The organism is Flavobacterium sp. (assembly GCF_044349645.1).
Classification (GTDB): Bacteria; Bacteroidota; Bacteroidia; order Flavobacteriales; family Flavobacteriaceae; genus Flavobacterium.
Map to the genome: position 1 here is coordinate 23,427 of NZ_JBIKQP010000005.1, position 24,205 is coordinate 47,631.

General features: G+C 34.2%; 18 protein-coding genes. 9 read left to right on the plus strand and 9 right to left on the minus strand.

Annotation, left to right across the window (positions count from 1 at the left end; all coding sequences use genetic code 11):
• Positions 1–10 precede the first annotated feature (10 nt).
• From AC9UFV_RS01945 to AC9UFV_RS01960, 4 genes are all read left to right on the plus strand, one after another.
• Positions 11–1,198 carry a phosphoglycerate kinase gene (locus AC9UFV_RS01945; RefSeq protein WP_509572221.1) on the plus strand — a complete coding sequence of 396 codons (1,188 nt, stop codon included), beginning with the start codon at positions 11–13 and terminating at the stop codon, positions 1,196–1,198.
• Positions 1,199–1,298: 100 nt separating this feature from the next.
• On the plus strand, positions 1,299–3,596 hold the full coding sequence (locus AC9UFV_RS01950; protein ID WP_509572223.1) for a LysM peptidoglycan-binding domain-containing protein: 2,298 nt from the start codon (positions 1,299–1,301) through the stop codon (positions 3,594–3,596).
• Between the two features lie 46 nt (positions 3,597–3,642).
• Positions 3,643–4,626 carry a DUF4837 family protein gene (locus AC9UFV_RS01955; protein WP_509572225.1) on the plus strand — a complete coding sequence of 328 codons (984 nt, stop codon included), beginning with the start codon at positions 3,643–3,645 and terminating at the stop codon, positions 4,624–4,626.
• A 10-nt stretch (positions 4,627–4,636) separates the two neighbouring features.
• Positions 4,637–5,086: a GNAT family N-acetyltransferase gene (locus AC9UFV_RS01960; RefSeq protein WP_509572227.1), complete on the plus strand. Its 450-nt coding sequence runs from the start codon at positions 4,637–4,639 to the stop codon at positions 5,084–5,086.
• A 3-nt stretch (positions 5,087–5,089) separates the two neighbouring features.
• On the opposite strand, the gene AC9UFV_RS01965 is transcribed toward AC9UFV_RS01960, so the two are convergent.
• The 3 genes from AC9UFV_RS01965 to AC9UFV_RS01975 all read right to left on the minus strand — a co-directional run bounded on the left by AC9UFV_RS01965 (position 5,090) and on the right by AC9UFV_RS01975 (position 9,119).
• Complete coding sequence (locus tag AC9UFV_RS01965; protein WP_509572229.1) at positions 5,090–6,724, minus strand: S41 family peptidase; 1,635 nt, start codon at positions 6,722–6,724, stop codon at positions 5,090–5,092.
• Between the two features lie 9 nt (positions 6,725–6,733).
• Positions 6,734–7,117: a ribonuclease P protein component gene (gene rnpA / locus AC9UFV_RS01970; protein ID WP_509572230.1), complete on the minus strand. Its 384-nt coding sequence runs from the start codon at positions 7,115–7,117 to the stop codon at positions 6,734–6,736.
• A 97-nt stretch (positions 7,118–7,214) separates the two neighbouring features.
• Complete coding sequence (locus AC9UFV_RS01975) at positions 7,215–9,119, minus strand: S9 family peptidase (protein WP_509572232.1); 1,905 nt, start codon at positions 9,117–9,119, stop codon at positions 7,215–7,217.
• A 135-nt stretch (positions 9,120–9,254) separates the two neighbouring features.
• Here AC9UFV_RS01975 and AC9UFV_RS01980 point away from each other — a divergent pair, with 135 nt between their 5' ends.
• Positions 9,255–10,367 carry an NAD(P)/FAD-dependent oxidoreductase gene (locus AC9UFV_RS01980; RefSeq protein WP_509572234.1) on the plus strand — a complete coding sequence of 371 codons (1,113 nt, stop codon included), beginning with the start codon at positions 9,255–9,257 and terminating at the stop codon, positions 10,365–10,367.
• Positions 10,368–10,372: 5 nt separating this feature from the next.
• Entirely contained in the window at positions 10,373–11,053 is a 681-nt protein-coding gene (gene mtgA / locus AC9UFV_RS01985; RefSeq protein WP_509572236.1) for a monofunctional biosynthetic peptidoglycan transglycosylase, read from the plus strand.
• A gap of 51 nt (positions 11,054–11,104) precedes the next feature.
• Here mtgA and AC9UFV_RS01990 read toward each other — a convergent pair whose 3' ends face one another.
• From AC9UFV_RS01990 to AC9UFV_RS02015, 6 genes are all read right to left on the minus strand, one after another.
• A complete protein-coding gene (locus tag AC9UFV_RS01990; protein WP_509572238.1) occupies positions 11,105–13,219 on the minus strand; it encodes a prolyl oligopeptidase family serine peptidase in 2,115 nt (704 codons plus the stop codon).
• Positions 13,220–13,288: 69 nt separating this feature from the next.
• Positions 13,289–15,496: a TonB-dependent receptor gene (locus AC9UFV_RS01995; RefSeq protein WP_509572240.1), complete on the minus strand. Its 2,208-nt coding sequence runs from the start codon at positions 15,494–15,496 to the stop codon at positions 13,289–13,291.
• Positions 15,497–15,947: 451 nt separating this feature from the next.
• Positions 15,948–16,937 (minus strand): aspartate-semialdehyde dehydrogenase, encoded by a 990-nt coding sequence (locus AC9UFV_RS02000; RefSeq protein WP_509572242.1) that lies wholly within the window; start codon positions 16,935–16,937, stop codon positions 15,948–15,950.
• Between the two features lie 154 nt (positions 16,938–17,091).
• A complete protein-coding gene (gene mscL / locus AC9UFV_RS02005; RefSeq protein ID WP_509572244.1) occupies positions 17,092–17,472 on the minus strand; it encodes a large conductance mechanosensitive channel protein MscL in 381 nt (126 codons plus the stop codon).
• A gap of 15 nt (positions 17,473–17,487) precedes the next feature.
• Entirely contained in the window at positions 17,488–19,932 is a 2,445-nt protein-coding gene (locus AC9UFV_RS02010; RefSeq protein WP_509572246.1) for a bifunctional UDP-N-acetylmuramoyl-tripeptide:D-alanyl-D-alanine ligase/alanine racemase, read from the minus strand.
• Between the two features lie 11 nt (positions 19,933–19,943).
• The gene (locus AC9UFV_RS02015) at positions 19,944–20,561 is read right to left on the minus strand and encodes a thymidine kinase (protein WP_509572248.1); all 618 of its coding nucleotides are present in this window, start codon (positions 20,559–20,561) and stop codon (positions 19,944–19,946) included.
• A gap of 199 nt (positions 20,562–20,760) precedes the next feature.
• Here AC9UFV_RS02015 and AC9UFV_RS02020 point away from each other — a divergent pair, with 199 nt between their 5' ends.
• From AC9UFV_RS02020 to recJ, 3 genes are read left to right on the plus strand one after another with little or no spacing between them, the layout of a single operon-like run.
• On the plus strand, positions 20,761–21,750 hold the full coding sequence (locus AC9UFV_RS02020; protein WP_509572249.1) for a DUF8457 domain-containing protein: 990 nt from the start codon (positions 20,761–20,763) through the stop codon (positions 21,748–21,750).
• A gap of 45 nt (positions 21,751–21,795) precedes the next feature.
• On the plus strand, positions 21,796–22,473 hold the full coding sequence (gene rsmI, locus AC9UFV_RS02025; protein ID WP_509572251.1) for a 16S rRNA (cytidine(1402)-2'-O)-methyltransferase: 678 nt from the start codon (positions 21,796–21,798) through the stop codon (positions 22,471–22,473).
• Positions 22,474–22,504: 31 nt separating this feature from the next.
• Positions 22,505–24,202 carry a single-stranded-DNA-specific exonuclease RecJ gene (recJ, locus tag AC9UFV_RS02030; RefSeq protein WP_509572252.1) on the plus strand — a complete coding sequence of 566 codons (1,698 nt, stop codon included), beginning with the start codon at positions 22,505–22,507 and terminating at the stop codon, positions 24,200–24,202.
• The last annotated feature ends 3 nt before the right edge of the window (positions 24,203–24,205 follow it).

Below are 24,205 nucleotides of genomic sequence, written 5' to 3' on the forward strand. Positions count from 1 at the left end.
ACCCATTTCAATGAAAACGCTTCAAGACTTCAATTTTAAAAACCAAAAAGCAATAATTAGAGTCGATTTTAATGTGCCTCTAGACGAGAATTTCCACGTTACCGATACCACCAGAATTGAAGCCGCAAAACCAACCATAGACAAAATTCTTGCAGATGGAGGAAGCGTAATTTTAATGTCCCACCTTGGAAGACCAAAGGGCGTTGAAGCAAAATATTCATTGAAACACATCGTAAAAAAAGCCTCAGAAATTCTAGGAACCGAAGTACTTTTTGCCTCGGATTGCGTGGGTGATATTGCCGAAAATGCCGCGAAAAATTTACAACCAGGCCAAGTTTTATTGCTTGAAAACCTTCGCTTTTATGCTGAAGAAGAAGCTGGCGAAGTGGCATTTGCAAAACAATTAGCGTCTTTAGGCGATATTTATGTGAACGACGCTTTTGGAACTGCCCACAGAGCGCACGCCTCAACCACAATTATCGCTCAATTTTTTGAAGGTAAAAAATGCTTTGGCGCGCTACTTACTAAAGAAATCGAGAGTTTGAATCGAGTTTTGAAAAACAGTGAAAAACCAGTAACCGCAGTTCTTGGAGGGTCAAAAGTGTCTTCAAAAATTACCGTTATAGAGAATATTTTAGATAAAATTGATCATATGATTATTGGCGGCGGAATGACTTTTACCTTCGTGAAAGCCTTGGGTGGGAAAATTGGAGACTCTATTTGCGAAGACGATAAAATGGAATTGGCTTTAGAGATTTTGAAAATCGCCAAAGAGAAAGGCGTTCAAATTCATATTCCAGTGGATGTGATTGCTGCAGATGCTTTTTCAAACGACGCAAATACCAAAATCGTGGATGTGAGAGAAATTCCGGACGGTTGGCAAGGACTTGATGCAGGACCAAAATCATTGGAAGCGTTTGGAAAAGTAATTATGGAGTCGAAAACGATTCTTTGGAACGGCCCGTTGGGTGTTTTTGAATTACCAGCTTTTGCCAATGGAACGATTATTTTAGGAAATTATATTGCAAAATCAACTGCAAATGGAGCGTTTTCATTAGTTGGCGGTGGCGATTCTGTTTCGGCAGTGAAGCAATTTGGTTTGGAAGATAGAATGAGCTACGTTTCTACGGGAGGTGGCGCCATGCTTGAAATGCTGGAAGGAAGAACCCTGCCAGGAGTTGCTGCAATTTTAGAATAAAAATTAGTTTTAACACTAATTTCAGATTAATTACGTTTATTACTATTAAATTTGCACAATATCTAATGAATTGATATGTAGCATTTTGACATTAATATTTATGAATATACAAAAAATAACCCTCGGCTTTTTTCTAATTTTATCACTAAATACCTTCGCTCAAGATCCTACAGGAGCATTGAAAAAGCAAACGAAAAACGAATACCTCGATTCTATAAAATCTACCTTTGTTCAAGATAATATTGCTTCCTGTGTAGACAGTTTGTGGATGAAAGAATTATCGAATTTAGACTTATATAACGACCTATCTGTTGATATTAAAAATATCAATATCGACAAGAAAGTAGATTTTGAATTGCCTACTGAATTATTAAAATCTAGGTTGGCTTTAATGGACGCGAAATCGCCTTTTAATATCGAATACAATCAAGGGCTTGAAAATATAATCAAATCATTTTTGAAAAACAGAAAGAAATCATTTGAAAGATTAATGGCTATTTCTGAGTATTATTTTCCCATGTTTGAAGAAGCGATGGCAAGACAAAACGTGCCTTTGGAAATAAAATATTTGGCTGTTGTAGAATCGGCATTGAACCCTAAAGCAGTTTCAAGAGTGGGAGCTACTGGTTTGTGGCAATTTATGTTTCAAACGGGAAAACAATACGGATTAAACATTAACACTTATGTTGATGACCGAAGCGATCCTCTGAAAGCGAGTGATGCTGCGGCGTTGTACATGTCGAATATGTATAAAATTTTTGGCGATTGGGACTTGGTTTTGGCGTCTTATAATTCAGGTCCAGGGAATGTTGCGAAAGCCATTCGTAGATCGGGAGGTCAGCAAAACTTTTGGAATATTAGAAAACATTTGCCAAAAGAAACACAAGGTTATGTTCCTGCATTTTTAGCGACAATGTACATTTACGAATACCATAAAGAGCACGGAATTGTTCCTAATAGAGCGGTAATTAAGCACTTTGCAACCGACACCATAATGGTAAAAAGGGAAATTACTTTCAAGCAAATCTCCGATTTAATTGACATTCCAGTATCACAATTGCAATTGCTGAACCCAGCTTATAAAAGAGATGTAGTTCCTTTCATTGAAGGCGAAAACCACTATTTGCGCATGCCAAATGATAAAGTGGCGATTTATACTTCCAACGAAGATAAAATCTATGCTTATGTGAATTATGAAACGAGCAAAAGAGAACGTCCATACGAAAGTCGTTACGCTTCGAAAGATAACGAAGCAGAAGACGGTCATGTAGTTACAAAAACTAAATTCTATAAAATTAAACGTGGTGATAGCTTGAGCGAAATTGCCAATAAATTTGGAGTTTCTGTATCCGAACTTAAAAAATGGAATCGAATTAAGGGAACCTACGCTCCACGGGGTAAGATGTTGAAAATATACAGTTACGATAATGTGGCTTTAAATCCAAAAGACGTGGAATCAAAAGATGTTGCTGAGGTTAAAAAAGAGCCAGCAGACGATGCCGAAAAACCAGTAGTTGCAGAAACTAAATTCAAGGAAGAGATAGTAGTAACATTGGTTACAACCACTAAAAAGCACAAGGTAAAAAGAGGGGACAATTTAAGTTCTATAGCCAATAAATACGGCGTAACAGTTGAAGAAATTAAAGACTGGAACAATCTGAAAAAGAATAGTGTTGCAAAAGGGAAAGTCTTGAAAATCAAAATTTCTGAAAAGGTAGCCTCTAAAGTTAAGAGAGAAATTAGAACCGATAATAAAGCGATTGAAACGAAAAATGAAGTGCTTGCCGCAAATGAAAAAGCGACTAAAACCGAAAAGGAAACTCCAGTTACCGAAACAAAATCGCCAGAATATTATGTAGTTCAAAAAGGAGATAATCTGAGCAATATTGCTAAGAAATATTCTGTTTCGATAGACGATCTTAAAAAATGGAATAATTTATCTAACGGAAATATTACGTTGGGATTAAAGCTGAAATTAGCATTTGAAAAAGAAAATAACACTTTAAATTCCGATACTGAAGTAGACTTAAAAACAGAATATAAAACTCAGGAATATGTCGTTGTTAAAGGGGACAACCTTGGAAACATAGCAAAAAAGTACAAGGTTTCTACTGACGATCTTAAATTGTGGAACAATCTTACCGATAATAACATCCAATTAGGCAGTACCTTAATAGTTGCAAAAACGGAAATTGTGGCGGTTGAGAAAACAGCCAAAAAGGATAAATCAGCTTCAAAAACTAAAGTAAAAGAAGAACATTATTACGTTCAAAAAGGAGATTCACTTTATAAAATTGCTAAAAAGTATCCAGGAATTACCGTTTCGGATATTAAAAAATGGAACGGAATTAGTAATGAAAACCTCAAGCCGGGAATGAAATTAAAAATTAGCGGTTAATACAATATCTTTACTTAAATTTGGACTTTAATTCATTTAAAACAATATGAATAAAGTCCATTTTTTTTTGCTGCTTACAGCTTTGTTTTTCATTTCCTGTAAAAACAAAGGTGACGATGCCAATGAAAAAACTACTGGCGACATCAATACGATTTCTGTTTTAATTGACGACCAACTATGGAAAGGCGAGATTGGAGACACAATTAGAAATAAATTTGCCACTTCGGTAATTGGACTACCGCAAGAAGAACCCCAGTTCACCATCAATCAATATCCTATTAAGTTTTTGGAAGGGTATGTAGTAAATAGCCGTAACAGTATTGTTATAAAAAAATCGACCACAAGCGAATTTGTAATTAAAAAAAATGAGTTTGCCACTCCGCAAAATATTTTCTATATCTCAGGCAGAAACACCAATGAAATTTTAGATGTTATTGACAAACACACCGCTGAAATTATCAAGTTGATGCGGGAAACCGAAATTGTCGAAAACCAAAGAGTTATCGATACTTCGATTATAAAATCGGACCGAATAAAAAAGAAATTTAAAATTGATATCAATATTCCAAAAGGTTACAATAGTGTTTTGTCTAGAAAAAAATTCATGTGGTACAAAAAGGAAATCACCGGTGGCAGCACTAGCATTTTGATTTATCAAATACCAATTCAAAAAATCGAATCAAGTTATAAATCTAGCTTAATTAAAAACATTATTAAAACCCGAGATTCTATTGGGGCGCTCTATATTCATGGAACCGAACGGTATTCCAAAATGATCACCGAGCAAGCTTATGCACCGTATTTCATGAAAACGAAATTGGCAAAAAGAACTGCTTTTGAAACCAAAGGAACTTGGGAAATGAAAAACGATTTTATGTCGGGGCCTTTTATCAATTACTGTATTAAAGATTATAGAAATCGTAGAATTGTGGTTTTAGAAGGATTTTGTTATGCTCCATCGATGAAAAAAAGAGACCTAATGTTTGAATTGGAGGCGATAATTAAATCGGTTAAATTCATTAAAAAATAAATTTTAAAAGATGTCAATTATCTGGAAAACCAAAATCTTCAACGAGCTTTCAACGCAAGAATTATATCAAATATTGAGATTAAGATCGGAAGTATTTGTGGTTGAACAAAATTGCGTTTATCAAGATATCGACAACAAAGATCAAAAGGCATTGCATTTATTTGGATTACTTGAAGGAGAAATAATTGCATATTCCCGATTGTTTAAACCGGGCGATTATTTCGAATTTTCTTCCATTGGAAGAGTTGTAGTTGCTGAAAAACACCGAGATAAAAATTTCGGTCATGAATTAATTGACCAATCTATCTTTGAAATCAACAATCTATTTAAGGTGCAAAATATCACTATTTCTGCACAATTGTATTTGAAGAAATTCTATGAATCACATGGATTTGAGGCGACTTCAGAAACGTATTTAGAAGACGATATTCCGCACATTGAAATGAAAATCAGTAAGTAAATTCTAGTTTAGAATTTTTTTGTATTCAATTTCATTATTCAAAATTCCGACTGCTTTTTTAATTTCAGAATTGTTTTTGGTGTAATACAAATAAAGTCCTTCTTTGTATTGATAACGCTTGATTATCTCATCTAGAATTAGATTTTTGATTTCCTTTTGATTTTGATTAAGCAAATTTTCCTCACTTTTTTGCAAGGCTGAAAGCAATTGTTGGTATTCATTTGCTATTGAAGTGTCTAATTTTTCCTTTTTTGCGGCCGCTAAAGTCTTTTTTAGCGCCAACTCAGTTTCTGTATCAAATGAGAATTTTTCACGCTTTAAAAACGCTTTAAAATTAGTAAAGTCCAGATCGGAAATTACAGGAATAGTTGTTCCTAAATTAGGATTTTTATAATAATACTCGGTTACAAAATTGAAAATACCGTCGTTTTTAATCAAAGCCTCTGAAATATTACTAAGTTTCGTTTCGTCTAGAATAACATCAGGAAGAATTCCACCGCCATCATAAACGGTTCGTCCTTTCCTAGTTTTGAAGGCATTATAATCGGTTGCAGCAGTTCGAATTGCTTTTCCGTCTTTGTCTTTATTAGAATAATTCAACGCCTGAATACATCTTCCGGAAGGGGTAAAATAACGAGAAATGGTAATTTTAATTTGCGTTCCGTAGCATAAATCAATTGGTCGTTGAACCAATCCTTTTCCAAAACTTCTGCTGCCAATAATCACCGCTCGGTCTAAATCTTGCAACGCTCCTGCGACAATTTCAGATGCCGAGGCGCTTTTCCCGTCCACAATAACTACCAATGGAATTTCAGTATCTATAGGTTCTCTATTGGTTTTAAATGTAATATTGTGTTTCTCGGTTTTGGATTTTGTAGTAACTATAATTTCATCTTTTGGAACAAATAAATTACAAATGCTAACCGCTTCATTTAATAAACCCCCAGGATTTCCTCTTAAGTCCAAAACAATTTTTTCCGCACCTTCTCTCTTTAATTGCTCTAAAGCCTCTTTTACTTGTGCCGCCGCCTTATTTGTAAATTGATTCAAAACAATATATCCTGTTTTTTCGTCTATTTTGCTAAAGTAGGGAACCGCTTTTACATCTACTTCTTCTAAAGTTAAATTTGCTTTCTGAGTTTTTCCTTGGCGAATGAATTTTATTTCCACTTTAGCGTTTTTTCCACCTCTCAACAATTGGCTTGCGTCTTCTTTATAATCAGCTAAACTGATGTCGCCAATTTCAATAATTTCATCTCCGCCTTTAAGTCCAGCCTTGTCTGCAGGATAATTTTTATAGATTTCTTTTACGATTAATTTTGCTTCTTTTCGAGTAATTACAGCGCCTATTCCGGTGTATTCACCAGTATTATTAATCTTGTATTTAACAACATCTTGCTCATTGAAATAATTTGTGTAAGGGTCTAATTCCGCCAACATACTTTTGATGGCTTTATCCATTAAATCACCAGGATTTACATTATCGACATAATTACTATTTACCGCCTTGAATAAGGTCGTGAAAATTTCTATTTGCTTGGCAACTTCAAAAAAATCGTCTTTAAAGCTTACGCCAATAAACAGCATTCCGCTTGCCAATACTGGAATTATATATCGTTTGTTAATGTATTTATACATAGAATTTATTTATTTTATTTCTGTTTTTTGTGCTTCTAAAAACTTTTCAAATAACTGTACTGTCTTTTTATTGATTTCCTCAAATGGCAATCTGTCCTTACTTTGATATAAAAACATAAACGAAAAAGGCATCGATAAATTATCTAAAAGCAGGTGCTTATTCAGGCGATACGTTTCGCGAAGTACTCTTTTAAAATAGTTTCTTTCAACCGCTTTTTTAAAATGTTTTTTAGAAACCGAAACGCCCATTTTTATAGGAATTCCTTCACCAAAATCACCCTCAATATAAACCAATCGCAACGGATATTTCGAAACCGACTTTCCTTTTGAAAAAAGTAAATCAATTGTCGTTTTGCTTTTTAGTTTTTCGGCTTTTGAATAGGTGAAGTTCATTTTTATTTTCTAATTCTGATTTACAAAGGTACGAATGCATTTGAAATAAAAAACCACGGAACTTATCCCGTGGTTTTTGTATTATAATTTCAAATAATTAAAGTGTTTCTTTCAACCATTTGTAAAATTCCTTTTGCCAAACTTGTGCGTTTTGTGGTTTCAATACCCAGTGGTTTTCTTCTGGGAAATACAAGAATCTACTTTTAATTCCGCGTAATTGTGCCGCCTGAAAAGCCTCTTGAGATTGTCCGATTGGAACTCTAAAATCTATTCCACCTTGAATAATTAATATTGGCGCATTCCATTTATCTATGTGGTTTGCAGGATTAAACTCATTATAGGTTTTTTGAGCTGCTTTGTTGTCTTTTTCCCAATAAGCACCACCAAAATCCCAGTTATTAAAGAAAACTTCTTCTGTAGTTCCAAACATGCTTTGCGTGTTAAAAACACCATCGTGAGCTATAAAAGTTTTGAATCTGTTGTTGTGAATTCCAGCTAAATAAAATGCAGAATATCCTCCGTAACTCGCTCCAACACAACCTAATCTAGACTTGTCAATATAGCTTTCTTTAGCTACATCGTCAATCGCTGATAGGTAATCTTTCATCACTTGACCGCCCCAATCTTTACTGATTTGCTCGTTCCATTCTACCCCATGACCATACATTCCTCTTCGGTTTGGCGCTACAACAATGTAACCGTTAGCAGCCATTAATTGGAAATTCCAACGGAAAGAGTAAAATTGTGTCAATGGCGATTGTGGTCCACCTTGGCAATACAAAAGCGTTGGATATTTTTTTGAAGCATCAAAATTCGGAGGTAAAATTACCCAAACCAACATTTTTTTACCGTCGGTTGTGGTTACATATCTTCTTTCTGTTTTGCTTAACGCCAATGTGGAGTAGGTTGCTGTATTCACATTAGACAATTGATTCCAAACTTTTTTCTTCAAATCATACGAATACAATTCGGCAGCGTGGTTCATATCTGAACGCGTCAAAATAATAGTATCACCTACAATTCCTACCAATCCTGAAACGTCAAAATCACCATTGGTAACTTGAACAACTTGAGGCATTTTTTTGGTTAAACCAGGGAAATCAACGACAAATAATTGAAGCGTTCCGTCAACAGGTGCTTGAAAATAGACTTTCTTTCCGTCTTTACTCCAAATATAACTTTCTACACTTCCGTCCCAATTTGCCGTAAGGTTAATAGTTGTTCCTTTAAAACTAACTACAATGTCGTTTTTATCAGCTTCATAACCGTCGCGTTTCATTTGCAACCAAGTCAAATTTCCTGTTGGAGAAAAACTCGGAGCAGTATCATATCCTAAATTTCCTTCGGTTTTATTTTGTGTTTTACCGGTTTCAATGTTGTATTCGTAAATGTCGGTATTTGTAGAAATAGCATAAGCTGTTCCTGCTTTTTTCTTACATACGTATAAAATACTTTTGCTGTCTGGTGACCAAATATAATCTTCGTCACCGCCAAATGGTTTTTGAGGAGCATCGAAATTTTCACCTTTCATAATGTCAATTCCAACTGCTTTTTCAGTGTTTTCTTTATAAAAAACGTGATTGAATTTTCCTTCATTCCAAGTGTCCCAGTGGCGATAATCCAATCCATTATATATCTGAGCATTGGATTTATCCAAATTAGGATAAAAATCTTTTCCGTGCACTTTATCAATTTTCACTTCTTCGTTATAAACGGTATATTTTCCGTCCGGAGAAACATTTTTATCAGATAAAAGCGATTTGTAATCTGAAATTTCTATCACTGTCCCACCAATTACTGGAACTAAATAATACTTTGAATTTGATTTGTTTTCCTCAACAGAAGGCGTTGAGACTTTATAAATAATATTTTTCTCGTCCTTGGAAATTCCTAATGGAGAAATTCTACCCAATTTCCAAAGTAATTCAGGTGACATTAAATTTTGAGCTACAACCGCATTTACACTCATGGTAATCAATGTTAAAATCAGTAATTTTTTCATAGTTATAATTATTTTTCAAGGTTTAAAAGTACTCAATTTTTCTAATATAATTATTTTCTAATTGTCAAAAAGTAGGGTTTAGCGATTAACATTATATTTATTTACCAATATTAATTACATTTGAAATAAAAAAAGATGCAGCTCAGTTATTGGGAAATAAAAAATTGGTTTGCCAATGTTGATTATACCGTTGTAGGAAGCGGTATTGTTGGCCTTCACGCCGCATTACGACTTCGTGAACGATTCCCAAATAGTAAAATCATTGTACTTGAAAAAGGCGTCCTTCCTCAAGGCGCAAGTACTAAAAATGCTGGGTTTGCCTGTTTTGGAAGTTTGTCTGAAATTATTGACGACCTAAAATCCCATTCGGAAGAGGAAGTAATTAATTTGATTCAAAAACGCTGGGAAGGGCTTAAATTATTACGAAAACGCATTGGCGATGAAAAATTAGATTTCAAGCCTTTTGGCGGATACGAGTTGTTTTTAAAAGAACACGAATCGGATTATTTGGAATGTACCAATAAACTTCCTTTTATCAATGAAATTTTGCAACCCCTATTTAAAGCCGATGTATATTCCAAAGAAATAGATCGTTTTGGGTTTAATGGAATATTTGAAAGTGTAATTTTTAACCCTTTTGAGGGCCAAATTGATACTGGAAATCTGATGCAAGAATTATTAAAACAAGCTGCCGCAAATGATATTTTGATTTTGAACCAACAAAAAGTGAATTCATTTAATGACAATGGAACCAATGTTGAGGTGGCGCTTGAAGATTTTTCATTCAAAACCAAAAAACTATTATTTGCCACAAATGGATTCGCTTCCGAACTTACTAAAGGCGAAGTTAAACCAGCTCGAGCACAAGTTTTAATTACCCATCCAATACCAAATTTACACCTAAAAGGAACCTTTCATTTTGACAAAGGCTATTATTATTTTAGAAATATTGACGACCGAATTCTGTTTGGCGGAGGCCGAAATTTAGATTTTCAAGGCGAAGCAACCGATGAATTTGGCGAAACGCAATTAATTCAAAACCATTTGGAAATGCTATTAAAAGAAGTAATTTTACCAAATCAAGAAGTTCAAATTGATCATCGTTGGAGCGGAATTATGGGACTTGGCTCTTCAAAAAACCCAATAGTTGAACCTATTTCAAACAATGTGTTTTGTGGAGTTCGACTGGGCGGAATGGGAGTTGCAATTGGAAGTTTAATAGGCACAGAATTGGCCGATTTAATATAATTTATATGTGGAAAAAATTTGTCCGAATCGCATTTAGAGTTTTTCTTTGGTTTTTGGGAATTTCAATTGGATTAGTAATAATTTTCAAATTTGTTCCTGTCCCATTCACCCCTTTGATGGTTACTAGAGCTATTGAAATGAAATTGGACGGAAAAGAAATGGTTTGCAATCACGACTGGGTTCCTTTAGAAGATATTTCAAAAAACCTACAAAAAGCAGTAATTGCAAGTGAAGACGGTACCTTTTTAACCCACCATGGATTTGATTTTATTGCTATGAAAATGGCCCTTAAAAACAACCAAAAAGGGAAAAAAATAAAAGGAGGAAGTACTATTTCACAACAAACCGCTAAAAACGTTTTTCTTTGGCAAGGCAGAAGTTACATCCGAAAAGGATTTGAGGCCTATTTCACGGTTTTAATTGAATTGATTTGGGGTAAAGAAAGGATTATGGAGGTTTATTTAAATTCAATTGAAATGGGTGATGGAATTTATGGAGCACAAGCCGCAACGGAATATTGGTACCGTAAAGGCGCATCTAGTCTAACTCCAAGAGAAGCTGCCGGAATTGCTGCTATTTTGCCCAACCCAAGAAAATACAAAGCTACAAACTCAACCGTTTATATTAATAAAAGAAAAAGCAGAATTGTTAAGGCAATGAGGTATGTGGGGAAAATTGAGTATTAAAAAAAGCAGACTAATTTAAACTAGTCTGCTTTTTTAGAACCTGTAATTTAATTATGGCAAGCTATTAAATCCCATGTTATACAGCGTGAACGCTTGAATATCAGAAGCTTCTTCAATAGTTTTTGAAACCGGTTTCCCCGCACCGTGACCAGCATTAGTTTCTATTCGAATTAAAACGGGATTGGCTCCCACATGTTTTGCTTGTAATTCAGCAGCAAATTTAAAGCTATGTGCAGGCACCACACGATCATCATGATCTCCAGTTGTTACCAAAGTGGCAGGATATTTTGTACCCATTTTTACATTTTGAACAGGAGAATAACCTTTGATGTATTCAAACATTTCTTTCGAATCTTCAGCAGTTCCATAATCATAAGCCCATCCCGCTCCCGCAGTAAAGGTGTGGTAACGCAACATATCCATTACTCCCACTGCCGGAAGTGCTACTTTAATCAATTCTGGTTTTTGCGTCATTACTGCGCCAACTAATAAACCGCCGTTGGAACCTCCTTTGATAGCTAAGAAGTCAGATGATGTATATTTTTCAGTAATTAAATATTGTGCTGCAGCTATGAAATCATCAAATACATTTTGCTTTTGAAGCTTGGTTCCTGCATCGTGCCATTTCTTACCGTATTCTCCACCTCCACGAAGGTTAGCAACTGCATAAATTCCTCCCATTTCAAGCCAAACCGCATTTGCAATACTAAAACTTGGTGTTAAGCTTATATTGAAACCACCATAACCATAAAGAATAGTAGGGTTTTTCCCCTCTAATTTTAACCCTTTTTTGTGGGTAATAATCATTGGAATTTTAGTTCCATCCTTTGATGTATAAAAGACTTGTGTTGAAATATAATTTTCACTTTTGAAATCTACAACTGGTTTTTTATAAACCGTAGCCTTACCTTCTTTAGGATTGAAACTGTATATAGTTGCCGGAGTAGTATAATTTGTAAAAGAAAAATACAATTCGGTATCTTTTGCTTTTCCACCAAAACCAGAAGCGGTTCCAATGCCTGGAAGTGTCACTTCTCTAATTAATTTTCCTTTAAAATCATATTGTTTTACTAACGAAATAGCATCTTTCATATAAGTTGCAAAAATATATCCTGCTCCGGTACTTGGAGATAAAACATTGTCGGTTTCAGGGATAAAATCTACCCAGTTTTCAGTACCCGGATTACTTGCATCTACACTTACAATTCTTTTATTAGGTGCGTTTATATTGGTAAGGATAAATAATTTTGAACCTAAATTATCAATCACATCAACATCAAAATCAAAATTAGATACAATAGGAATTATTTTAGAATTAGGGGTGTTCAAATCTTTTAAATAAAGCTCGTTCCCTGAGGTAGAATTTGCTGCGGAAATAAACAAATAGCGATCGTCTTCAGAAACACTTCCGCCCACATAACGACGTTTTACTTTATCTCCAAAGATAACTATGTCTGTTTTTTGAGCGGTTCCTAATTGGTGAAAATACAATTTGTGTTCGTCGGTTTTAGCCGAAAGCTCACTTCCTTTTGGTTTTTCATAACTTGAGTAAAAAATCCCTTCGTTACCTTTCCAAGAAAGTCCGCTAAATTTAACATCAACAAGTGGTGTGTCAATTTCTTTTTTGGTTTTGGCATCTATGAAAATGACCGTTCTCCAGTCACTTCCTGCTTTAGAAACGGAATAAGCAACCTTAGAGCCATCTTTAGAAAAACTCACGCCATCAAGAGATGTTGTAGCGTCTTTTGAAAAAGTATTAGGATCTAAAAAAACTTCTTCTTTTCCAGATTTATCGGTTCTGTATAATACCGATTGGTTTTGAAGCCCATTGTTTTTATAGAAATAAGTGTAACCTCCTTCTTTGAAAGGAGCAGAAATTTTTTCATAATTCCATAATTTCTCCATTCGTTCTTTGATCTTATTTCTAAAAGGAATTTTAGATAAATAATCAAATGTAACTTTGTTTTCTTCCCTAACCCAAGCGGCTGTTTCCAAAGATTTGTCGTCTTCTAACCATCGATAAGGATCATTAACTTCAGTACCAAAATAAGTATCAACGGTTGCTGTTTTCTTTGTTTCTGGGTAGGTTAATGGTTCCATTTTTTGATTTTGACTAAACGTGGCAATGGAAGTAGTTACCGCCATTACTAAAATTATTTTTTTCATATGAGATTAGTTTTACACAAAAATAGGGAGTTTATTATCAATAAAATATATTTTATTGCAATGTACATTTTATAAATTAAAATTGATTCCTAAAACGATATTCCTTCCCATATTTGGGATACCATCATTTTTTAATCTTGACAAATGAGCAATATAGTTTTTATTAAACAGATTGTTTCCATTGATATTAATATTAAAATGGGTTTTCCAAAAAGTTACTTGCCCTCCAATTCCTAGATTAACCAAAGTATAGCCGTCTGTATAAGTTTCAAAACCACTAACTTTCCTTTGATCGAACGTATTTGAAACGTTCAAAGTTGCAAACCCGTCTTTCAACCAATTTTTAATATTGAATTCTGCTCTCAAGGTGTTATTCCAATTATTGGCAGGAATAAACGGTAAATATTCTCCATTTTGTTTTTCTCCTGTTACCGTTTCAAAACTACTTTCAAAGTGTAACCAATCTAATGGGTGTGGATGAAAATGAACTCCAAATTCACCGCCGTATAATTTGGCATTGGTTTGAAAATAGTTGAATACATCATAACCAGCAATTGTAATTGCCGAAGGATTTAAATAAATATAATTATTGATTTTATTATAGAATCCGTTGGCAAAAAACTCAAAATGACTGTTTTGATATTCTAAATTTAAATCCGTTTGAATATTTTGTTCAGTTGATAAATTACTGTTTCCAATTTCATATCGATTAGCACCTTCGTGAACCCCATTTGAAGTTAATTCAGCTAAATTTGGAGCTCGGAAACCTGAAGCTACATTAACTCTCAATGTAAATTCTTTAGTCAAATCAGTTTTGAAACCTAGCGAACCATTAAAACTGTTGTAGTTTTTTGCAATTGCTTCAAATGAGCCTTCATCTCCTAAAACACCATAACTTTCAGTATTGATATTTCTATTATCAAAACGAATTCCTGCCTGTAAAACACTCGAATTCCATTCATAATTTGCCGTTCCAAACACTCCAAAATCTTTTGTATTGGCATTAGGAATTAGGTATTCTGAACCTGAATTTACATTGGTTTGAGCCATACCTTGAATTCCAAAAATAGATTCTAATTTACCCGCTTTTGGCAAATGGTATTTCAAATTATAATTTAAAGTATTCAATTTCATTTTCAAATTTGCAACTTCGCTATCCTCAAATTCGCTTCGATTATTTGAAATAAATCCCAAGTCAATATCCAGTTTTGAGGTATTGAAAAATAAGGTAGAATTTAAACTTAAAAGATGATTGGTAACCGCTTGTTTTGGATATTCGGGAGTTGAACTTGTAGTTTGTTCTGCAATTCCATTTTCAGGAATTCCTAAATCCAGTTTGTTAAAATTATATCGTAAAACAGATGAAAATATTGAGTTGCTATAGCCAATTCCCGTCTTTAAATCACTTTCATTAAACCTTGTGTTTGTCACCCGATTCCCTTCTGCAATTTTATAATCCGAATGAAAACTATTGCTCCCACGAACTAGATATTTCCAATTTTCGGATGAAGCTTTTGATCCCAAAGAAGTGTTGCTTCCAAGTGTATTTGAGAACAATTTTTGACTAAAATCTCCTTCAAATGTGTTTGATTTCGCAAACTTTTCAGGATTAAAATAAAGAACCCCGCCCAAGGCATCAGATCCATAAAGTAAAGAGGCAGGCCCTTTAATAATTTCAACACTTTCCACGCCGGCATCGTTTAATCCTAATCCATGTTCGTCTCCAAATTGCTGATTTTCAAGTCGAACGCCTTGAGAATAAACCAAAACTCGATTGCCGCTTAACCCTCGAATCACTGGCTTGCCAATGGAAGCTCCTGTTGAAATTTGAGAAATCCCAGGAAGTGTTTCAAGCCCTTCAATTAAGGTAACTGTCCCTTTTTGTTGTAATGACTTAATGCTTTCATGATCTACTTTCATTACATTTTGTGATTGTAATTTATGAAATGAAGTGGCCACAATTACCTCGTCCATTTGAAACAAAGTAGGCTCTAAAATGACATCCAATGTATTCTCCCCATTTTGAACCAAAAGAGTTTTATTTTGGGATGTAAAACCTAGTAATGTAAAGGTAATTTTTATAGTTCCATTGGGAATATTATTAATTGTGTACGTTCCATTTTCATCTGTTTCTGAACTTTTATGAAGTTCTGAAACGAATATATTCACCCCTTTTATTGGGTTATTATCTTTATCTGTAATTTTTCCTGATATTTTATTTTGCGCATTTACAAATGCTGAAAACCCTATGAAAAGGGCAATTAGTATCTTTTTCATTTTTATGTTTTTTTATGTTGAAATTTCAGTTTAAATCAGCCACTTTAACTGATTTGTTAATTTTTAAACAATAAAAACAGGGGGTCCTCGAAGAAGGTATGAATTTTTATCAAAGGTTATAACAACGTCAGAATAGTAAAAACTAAACTGGGTTTTATATGATATTCTTTGTGGTTTAAATTCAAAGGCAGAAAATGATACTGCCGAACTGAAAGCAAATTCACACACAAAACAGTGTTCCAACGAATGGTGCTGGTGCGTGATTTGGTGTTTAGATGAACTTTTATGGCTACATTCTGCCTCAGCTTTTTCTTTAATAAAGTGAGCATACGAATCGTGTGATTGAAACAATATTGAAAACAATATCGCAATCACTAAAGAAAAATTAATAAGTATTTTATTCCTTTTCAACTTTCGTATTTTATTTATTCAATGCATGCAAAATTGGTTTTTATACCAAATGATTTGCTACTAAAAATTCTGCAATTTGAACCGTATTTGTAGCAGCTCCTTTTCTTAAATTATCAGCTACAATCCACATATTTAGTGTGTTTGCTTGGCTTTCGTCACGACGAATTCTTCCCACGAAAACCTCGTCATTACCTTCAGCATAAATAGGCATTGGATAATTAAAATTATCAGTGCTGTCTTGAACCACAACTCCTGCTGTGTTTTCTAAAATAGAACGCACTTCCTTAACGTCGAAATCTTTAGAAAATTCGACATTTACAGCCTCACTATGTCCGCCAACAATAGGCACACGTACTGCTGTTGCAGTAACGTTTATTGAGTTATCGCTTAATATTTTTTTAGTTTCACGAACCAATTTCATTTCTTCTTTGGTGTAACCGTTATCTTCAAAACTGTCACATTGTGGAATTGCATTTCGGTGAATTGGGTACTTGTAAGCCATATCGCCTTGAACTCCAGAATATTCATTTTCCAATTGCTGAACCGCTTTAACCCCAGTTCCAGTAATTGATTGATAAGTGGAAACGATAACGCGTTTTACATTGTATTTTTTGTGTAATGGAGCTAAAACAAGCACCATTTGTATGGTTGAGCAATTTGGATTTGCAATAATTTTATCTTCTTTTGTTAACTCTGAAGCATTTATTTCAGGCACAATTAATTTTTTTGTTGGGTCCATTCTCCATGCCGACGAATTGTCAATTACGGTAGTTCCAGCTGCAGCAAATTTTGGAGCCCACTCTAAAGAAGTGTCGCCACCAGCAGAAAACAACGCGATATCTGCCTTCATATCAACAGCAGTTTGCATACCAACAACCTTGTAAAATTTACCTTTGAATTCCACTTCTTTCCCAATAGATTTTTCAGAAGCAACCGGAATTAATTCAGTTACAGGGAAATTTCTTTCGGCTAAAACTTTTAGCATAATTTCTCCTACCATTCCTGTCGCACCAACAACTGCAATTTTCATATTTTTTTAATTTTAATTAATTTGCTTTGCAAAAGTACATAATCTTCATTTCAAAATAACAAGCTTAACAAAAATCCAACAATTGTTATGGATGTAACAAAAAAAGAACCACGCTCTTGACGTGGTTTAAATTAGAATATATAATGTAGCGGTATTATTTTTTTAATAAATCTCGAATTTCAGTTAGCAATTCTTCTTGAGTTGGACCTTTCTTTTCATGATCATCGTCAATTCCGTTTTTCTTTTTATAAACATTCACCGCTTTTACTACCAAAAACAGCACGAATGAAACGATAATAAAATTAATTAGTGACGAAATAAAAACGCCATATTTCACTCCTCCAAAAGCCACCAATTGATCAATTTCTGTAATTTTTGCTGCTTCTAATGCAGGTTTTAGAATCAGTGGCGTAATTACATCGTCAATTAAAGAGCTGATAATTTTTCCAAATGCCGCTCCAATTACAACCCCAATTGCTAATTCAATCACGTTGCCTTTCATCGCAAAGGCCTTAAATTCAGATATCATTTTCATAAAAATGGTTTTTAATTATTCTCTATAAAAAACGCGTTTCACCCTTTGGGAAATGCTGGTTAGAATTTCATAGGAAATTGTTCCTAATTTTTCAGCAATGAAACTCACCGTTGGGTTTTCACCAAATAAAACGACTTCATCGCCTTCATGACAAACAATTTCTGAAACATCGGCCATCAACATATCCATACAAATACTTCCTACAATTGTAGCTTTTTGACCGTTTATAGTTACAAATCCCACTCCATTTCCCCAATGTCTAGAAATTCCGTCGGCATAACCAATAGGAATTGTAGCAATAGTAGCTTCTTTCTGTGCTATAAATCGTCTGCCGTAGCCCACGCTTTCTCCCTCGTTTATTACTCTTATCTGAGAAATTATAGATTTTAATGTCCCTACATTCTCTAAAAATCGCTGTTCTTGAGGGTTATTCGAAACGCCATACAATCCAATTCCAAGGCGAACCATATCCAATTGTGCTTCCGGGAAATTACTTATTCCGGAAGTATTTAATAAATGACGAATCGGGGTTATATTTAACTCAGATATAATTTTTGAAGATAATTTTTCAAATAATTGAATTTGGTAAAGAGCAAAATCTCTATTATCCATGGAATCGCTGGTTGCCATGTGTGACAAAATACTTTTCACTTTTACCGACTTATTATCTTTTAAAATTGAAATAAGCGCCTCAATATTTTCTTCTTCAAATCCCAATCGGTGCATTCCGGTATCCAATTTTATATGAATTGGATAATTTTCCAACTGATTGTTTTTTGCTATTTGTAAAAAGGAATTTAAGCCTTTAAAACTATAAATTTCAGGTTCTAAATGATGTTGAATAATTGCTGAAAAACTTGTGCTTTCAGGATTTAAGACCATAATTGGCAACTTAATTCCAGCATTTTTAAGGGTAATTCCTTCATCGGCGAAAGCTACTCCTAAATAATCTACATGGTGGTGTTCTAATAGTTTTGCAATTTCAAAGCCTCCATTTCCATACCCAAAAGCTTTAACCATCACCATAATTTTGGTAGTTGGTTCCAACTTAGATTTGTAATAATTTAAGTTGTGACTAATGGCGTTTAGATTGATTTCAAGAACTGTTTCGTGTGTTTTTTCTTCCAATAAATGAACTATTTTTTCAAATTCAAATAATCTTGCCCCTTTAATTAAGATGGTTTCATTACCAAAATTAATCATATTAAAATCAGCAATAAAGGCTTCGGTGTTTTTATAGATAATGCAGTTTTCGAACTTGTTCTTATAGTCGGAAATAGTTTCTCCAATACCAATTACACGATTGATTTTATTGGAAACTATTAACTCCGAAACTTTAGAGTATAAATCCTCATTGGATAAACCACTTTGAAAAATATCAGATAGAATTATCGTTTTATTGACATGTTGTTTTTGGCTTTCAAGAAAATCCAAAGCAATTTTTAACGATTGAAAATCAGAACTATAACTATCATCAATAAGGGTGCAATTATGAATTCCAGTTTTCACTTTCAATCTCATTTCCACAGGATAAAGCAATTTTAAACGGCTTTGAATCACCGAAGTTTCGTATTTTAAATACAATAAAACCATCAGGCAATGAATAGCATTTTCTATTGAAGCATTGTCTTTAAATGGAATGGTAATTTCAATTTTTTCTCCTGAATAATTTACTTCTAGCACCGTTTTATCGGAAAGTGATTTTTGCGAAATAAATGCATCAGCAGTTGAATCATTGAAAGACCAAGAGAAGGTTTTTAAATTCCAATTTAAAAACGCTTCAACTACTTTTTCTTTTTTATAAATTAAGATTTCGGCATTTGCAAAAAGCCCTACTTTCTCTTTAATTTTTTGCTCAAAATCGGCAAATCCTTCGTCATGAGCTGAACCTAAATTAGTTAAAATCCCAATGGTTGGCTTAATAATTTGCTCCAGCTTACTCATTTCATTGGTGGTAGAAATTCCAGCTTCAAAAATCCCAAGGTTGTGATTTTCATTTATTGAAATAATTGATAGCGGAACACCCACTTGAGAATTATAACTTTTCGGACTTCTAATTATTGAAAAATCTGGGCTCAAAAGAAAATTCAGCCATTCTTTTACAATCGTTTTTCCGTTACTACCTGTGATTCCAATTATTGGAAAATGGAATAAACTTCGGTAATAACCAGCAAATTTTTGAAGTGCATCAAGGGTGTTTTCCACCACTAGAAAATTCGCTTTTTCGTTTATATTTTCTGGGATTGAGTTAACAACAAAATTTTGAACTCCTTTTTGAATTAATTCAGCAATGTAATTATGACCATTATTATTGGGTCCAACCAATGCAAAAAATAAAGTTCCAACGCCATTTTGCATCGAACGACTGTCTATTGAAATATGAGAAATTTCGGTAGCATTTGACGATCCAAACCATTTGGAATTTAAAATTTTGGCTATATTTTCAGCTTTTAAACTCAAGTCTAAATTATTTATTTTTTGCTTTTTTTAGCTGCCTTTGAACTTTCCTGATTTTCTTTCATCGCATAAAAATAGGCAGCACGACTTAGCGGTTCGTATTCTTCAGTTTCACCCAGCAAAACTAAATTATCACCATCTGCTTTTCTAAAACTATAATTGGCCAAATTTCCGGTTCTTGTGCATACGGCGTGCACTTTGGTAACATATTCTGCGGTTGCCATAAGCGCAGGCATTGGGCCAAAAGGGTTTCCTTTAAAATCCATATCCAAACCAGCAACAATTACTCGAATTCCTTGGTTTGCCAAATCATTACAAATTTTTACAATTTCATCATCAAAGAATTGCGCCTCGTCAATTCCAATCACATCACATCCCTGAGCCAAAATTGCAATATTTGCAGCAGCAGGAACAGGAGTAGAACGAATTTCATTGGCATCGTGAGAAACTACCATTTCATTGTGATAACGAGTATCAACCGAAGGCTTGAAAATTTCTACTTTTTGCTTTGCAAATTGCGCTCTTTTCAATCTACGAATTAACTCTTCGGTTTTACCAGAAAACATTGATCCGCAGATGACTTCAATCCAACCAAATTGTTCTTTATGATTTACTGTATTTTCGAGAAACATTTTTTTACTTTTCTTGCTCTTAAAATGAATAGTTTTTATTACTTTGTAACGCTAACGAAACGATATGAAAATTTTATACTTTTACGTCGATTCAAATGTAGAAAATTTTTATCAAAGGTTACTTCTTCCTTTGCCTAAATAATAGATTTAAGAAGACATTTTATACGGAAACAACCTCACACAAAATAATACTATTGTTATGAAAAAAAAGTTGGAAGCTGATTTAATCAGTATAGCACACCGAATTTTAAAGCTAAAAAACAAAGAAGATCTTGCGCAATTGCATTTAGAAACTCAAAAACTTTATGAGAAATTGTCGGTTTTGAAATTTGTTGAAGAGAACTTTTCGGATGTAAAACCAACCATTGGAAATTCTAATATTCAAGAATTAGTCAACGAAGCACTAGAAAACGAACCAGAAGTTGATGAAGTAGAAGTTGCAGTTGTTCCTGAAGAAATCGAAAACCAACAAGAATTAGTTGAAGAAATCGAGTCGGAAGAGGAAATTGAAGAAGATGATTTTTCTGAAGACGAAGAAGAAGAAACGGAAGAGGAAATTGCAGAAGAAGAATTAGAAGACGAAGAAGATTCTGAGGAAGAAGAGGAAGCTGAAGAGGAAGAAGAATCTGAAGAATCTGAAGAAGAATCAGAGGAGGAAGAAGGAGAATTCGAGCCTAACTTTGAGCTTTTCAATGTGGAAGAAGAAGAAGATAAAAAATCTAAAACTGAGGCAAAACAAATTTCATTTGAAGATTTATTAGGGTCTAATTCTGATCCTGTTTTTGAACGTGTTTTTGATCCAATTCAAGAGGAATTAAGAGACGGAGAAGAAACAGAATCCGAAGAGGATGTTTTTTCTCCTGTTTTTGAAATGGAAGCTTCAGCAGAAATTGAAGAGGTAGAAAAAGCGATTCCCAACTTTGAATTTGATAAAGAAATAAGCATCAACGAAGCTTTTGCAAAAACAATAACTTTCGGATTGAACGACAGAATTGCATTTGAAAAACAATTGTTTGCCGGAAGTAGTGAAGATTTAAATCGCGTAGTTTCTCAGTTAAGCACTTTTGATACTTATGAAGAAGCCCAAAATTTCATTGAAGACATGGTTAAACCTGACTATGATAATTGGGAAGGAAAAGAAGAATATGTTGCTCGTTTTATGGAAATTGTAGAGAAGAAATTCGCCTAAATTCCATTTAGATTTACCAATACCGTTTGAATTTAATTTATTTTTATGTCGAAATTATATATCGTTCCCACGCCTATTGGAAATTTGGAAGACATGACTTTTCGTGCCATTCGAGTGCTGAAAGAAGTCGATTTAATTTTGGCTGAAGATACTCGAACTAGCGGAAAATTGCTGAAACATTTTGAAATTGGCACCCACATGCACAGTCATCACATGCACAACGAGCACAAAACAATTGAGAATTTAATTTCAAGATTGAAAGCGGGCGACACGATGGCATTGATTTCTGACGCTGGAACCCCAGCAATTTCAGACCCTGGATTTTTATTAACGCGCGCTTGTGTAGAAAACGGAATTACCGTAGAATGTTTACCTGGAGCAACTGCATTTGTGCCCGCATTAGTCAACAGTGGATTGCCTAATGATAAATTTGTTTTTGAAGGATTTTTGCCTGACAAAAAAGGAAAACAAACACGATATTTGGCTTTAGCCGAAGAAACGCGCACAATGATTTTATACGTTTCTCCACATAAATTTGTTAAAACCTTAACCGAGTTTATTACGTATTTTGGTGAAGACCGCCCAATTTGTGTTTCTCGAGAATTGTCAAAATTACACGAAGAAAATGTTCGTGGAACTGTTCGAGAAGTCCTCACTCACTTTGAAAATAAACCTCCAAAAGGGGAAATTGTAGTTGTAGTTGGTGGAAAATCAACGAAGTAAATTAGATATTTAACCCATTCAAAATATAAATATGCGCTGGAAAATAAAATCAAAACCCGATCCCCAGAAAGTTACCGAACTCGCCAAGGCACTAAATGTTGAAGATTATGTAGCAACTCTTTTGGTGCAACGTGGCATCGAAACTTTTGACGCAGCGAAAGATTTTTTCCGTCCTAGTTTAGAACATCTGCACGATCCGTATCTTATGAAAGACATGGATAAAGCGGTTACAAGAATTGAATTGGCTATAGCCAACGAAGAAAAAATTCTCGTTTTTGGTGATTATGATGTCGATGGAACTACCGCAGTTTCATTGGTTTCATCGTATTTAAAATCCTATTATACAGATGTAGCTACTTATATTCCAGATCGTTACGACGAAGGTTACGGAATTTCTTATAAAGGAATTGATTACGCAGACGACAATGCTTTTTCTTTAATCATTGCTCTGGATTGCGGAATAAAATCTATAGATCATGTGGCTTATGCCAAAGAGCGAAACATTGACTTTATTATTTGCGATCACCACCGACCAGGAGAAATTTTGCCTGATGCAGTAGCTGTTTTAGACCCAAAAAGAGACGATTGTAATTATCCTTACGATGAATTGTGTGGCTGTGGAATTGGTTTCAAATTGATTCAAGCGTTAGGAAAAAATAGAAATCAAACCATTGAAGATTTAACGGAATATCTTGATTTAGTGGCTACCGCAATTGCAGCCGATATTGTTCCAATGACAGGTGAAAACAGAGTACTGGCGTATTTTGGACTGCAAGTAATAAACTCAGATCCAAGGCCAGGAATAAAAGCGCTTACCTATCAAATAAAAAAACAAGTGCTCGATATTACAGATGTTGTGTTTATAATCGCGCCTAGAATTAATGCAGCCGGGAGAATCAAACACGGAAATCATGCAGTAGAATTATTATCAGAATTTGATTTTGAGCAAGCTCAACAGTTTGCTTTTGAAATAGAAAAAAACAACACTGACCGAAAAGAATTAGACAAACAAATTACCATTGAAGCGCTTTCGCAAATAGAACAAAATAACGAAACCGAGGGTTTTACCACCGTAGTTTATCAAGAAAATTGGCATAAAGGAGTTATAGGTATTGTGGCGTCAAGATTAATGGAAACCTATTATCGCCCAACATTGGTTTTCACCAAAAGCGGAGATAAATTAGCCGCATCGGCACGTTCTGTAAAAGGATTTGATGTATACAATGCCTTGGAAGCCTGTGCAGAACATTTGGAACAATTTGGAGGTCATATGTATGCGGCAGGATTGACATTAAAGGAAGAAAACTACATTGCTTTCAAACAAGCATTTGAAAAAGTAGTTTCCGAAACCATTGATCCAGAATTATTATTACCAGAAATTTCGATCGATTTAGAAATTGATTTTCCTCAAATTACTCCAAAATTTCTCCGAATTATCAATCAATTTCAACCTTTTGGACCTTTGAATATGACACCTATTTTTATGTCTAAAAATATTTATGACACTGGTTTTCCTAAATTAATGGGAGCCGATCAATCGCATTTGAAACTATTTGTAAAGCAAAATAATTCTCAAGGAATTGCCGCAATTGGTTTCGGGATGGGAAATAAATTAAATTTAGTTACCAATAAAAAGCCTTTCGATGCAGCTTATTGCATAGATGAAAACGAGTGGAATGGCGCCGTTTCAATTCAACTACGATTGAGAGATATAAAAAGCAACGTATAAAAA

Bases quoted from the DNA above. Each gene is read 5' to 3' on its own strand.
- AC9UFV_RS01945 (WP_509572221.1), top strand. From the start codon at position 11: ATGAAAACGCTTCAAGACTTCAATTTTAAAAACCAAAAAGCAATAATT.
- AC9UFV_RS01950 (WP_509572223.1), top strand. From the start codon at position 1,299: ATGAATATACAAAAAATAACCCTCGGCTTTTTTCTAATTTTATCACTA.
- AC9UFV_RS01955 (WP_509572225.1), top strand. From the start codon at position 3,643: ATGAATAAAGTCCATTTTTTTTTGCTGCTTACAGCTTTGTTTTTCATT.
- AC9UFV_RS01960 (WP_509572227.1), top strand. From the start codon at position 4,637: ATGTCAATTATCTGGAAAACCAAAATCTTCAACGAGCTTTCAACGCAA.
- AC9UFV_RS01965 (WP_509572229.1), bottom strand. From the start codon at position 6,724: ATGTATAAATACATTAACAAACGATATATAATTCCAGTATTGGCAAGC.
- rnpA (WP_509572230.1), bottom strand. From the start codon at position 7,117: ATGAACTTCACCTATTCAAAAGCCGAAAAACTAAAAAGCAAAACGACA.
- AC9UFV_RS01975 (WP_509572232.1), bottom strand. From the start codon at position 9,119: ATGAAAAAATTACTGATTTTAACATTGATTACCATGAGTGTAAATGCG.
- AC9UFV_RS01980 (WP_509572234.1), top strand. From the start codon at position 9,255: ATGCAGCTCAGTTATTGGGAAATAAAAAATTGGTTTGCCAATGTTGAT.
- mtgA (WP_509572236.1), top strand. From the start codon at position 10,373: ATGTGGAAAAAATTTGTCCGAATCGCATTTAGAGTTTTTCTTTGGTTT.
- AC9UFV_RS01990 (WP_509572238.1), bottom strand. From the start codon at position 13,219: ATGAAAAAAATAATTTTAGTAATGGCGGTAACTACTTCCATTGCCACG.
- AC9UFV_RS01995 (WP_509572240.1), bottom strand. From the start codon at position 15,496: ATGAAAAAGATACTAATTGCCCTTTTCATAGGGTTTTCAGCATTTGTA.
- AC9UFV_RS02000 (WP_509572242.1), bottom strand. From the start codon at position 16,937: ATGAAAATTGCAGTTGTTGGTGCGACAGGAATGGTAGGAGAAATTATG.
- mscL (WP_509572244.1), bottom strand. From the start codon at position 17,472: ATGAAAATGATATCTGAATTTAAGGCCTTTGCGATGAAAGGCAACGTG.
- AC9UFV_RS02015 (WP_509572248.1), bottom strand. From the start codon at position 20,561: ATGTTTCTCGAAAATACAGTAAATCATAAAGAACAATTTGGTTGGATT.
- AC9UFV_RS02020 (WP_509572249.1), top strand. From the start codon at position 20,761: ATGAAAAAAAAGTTGGAAGCTGATTTAATCAGTATAGCACACCGAATT.
- rsmI (WP_509572251.1), top strand. From the start codon at position 21,796: ATGTCGAAATTATATATCGTTCCCACGCCTATTGGAAATTTGGAAGAC.
- recJ (WP_509572252.1), top strand. From the start codon at position 22,505: ATGCGCTGGAAAATAAAATCAAAACCCGATCCCCAGAAAGTTACCGAA.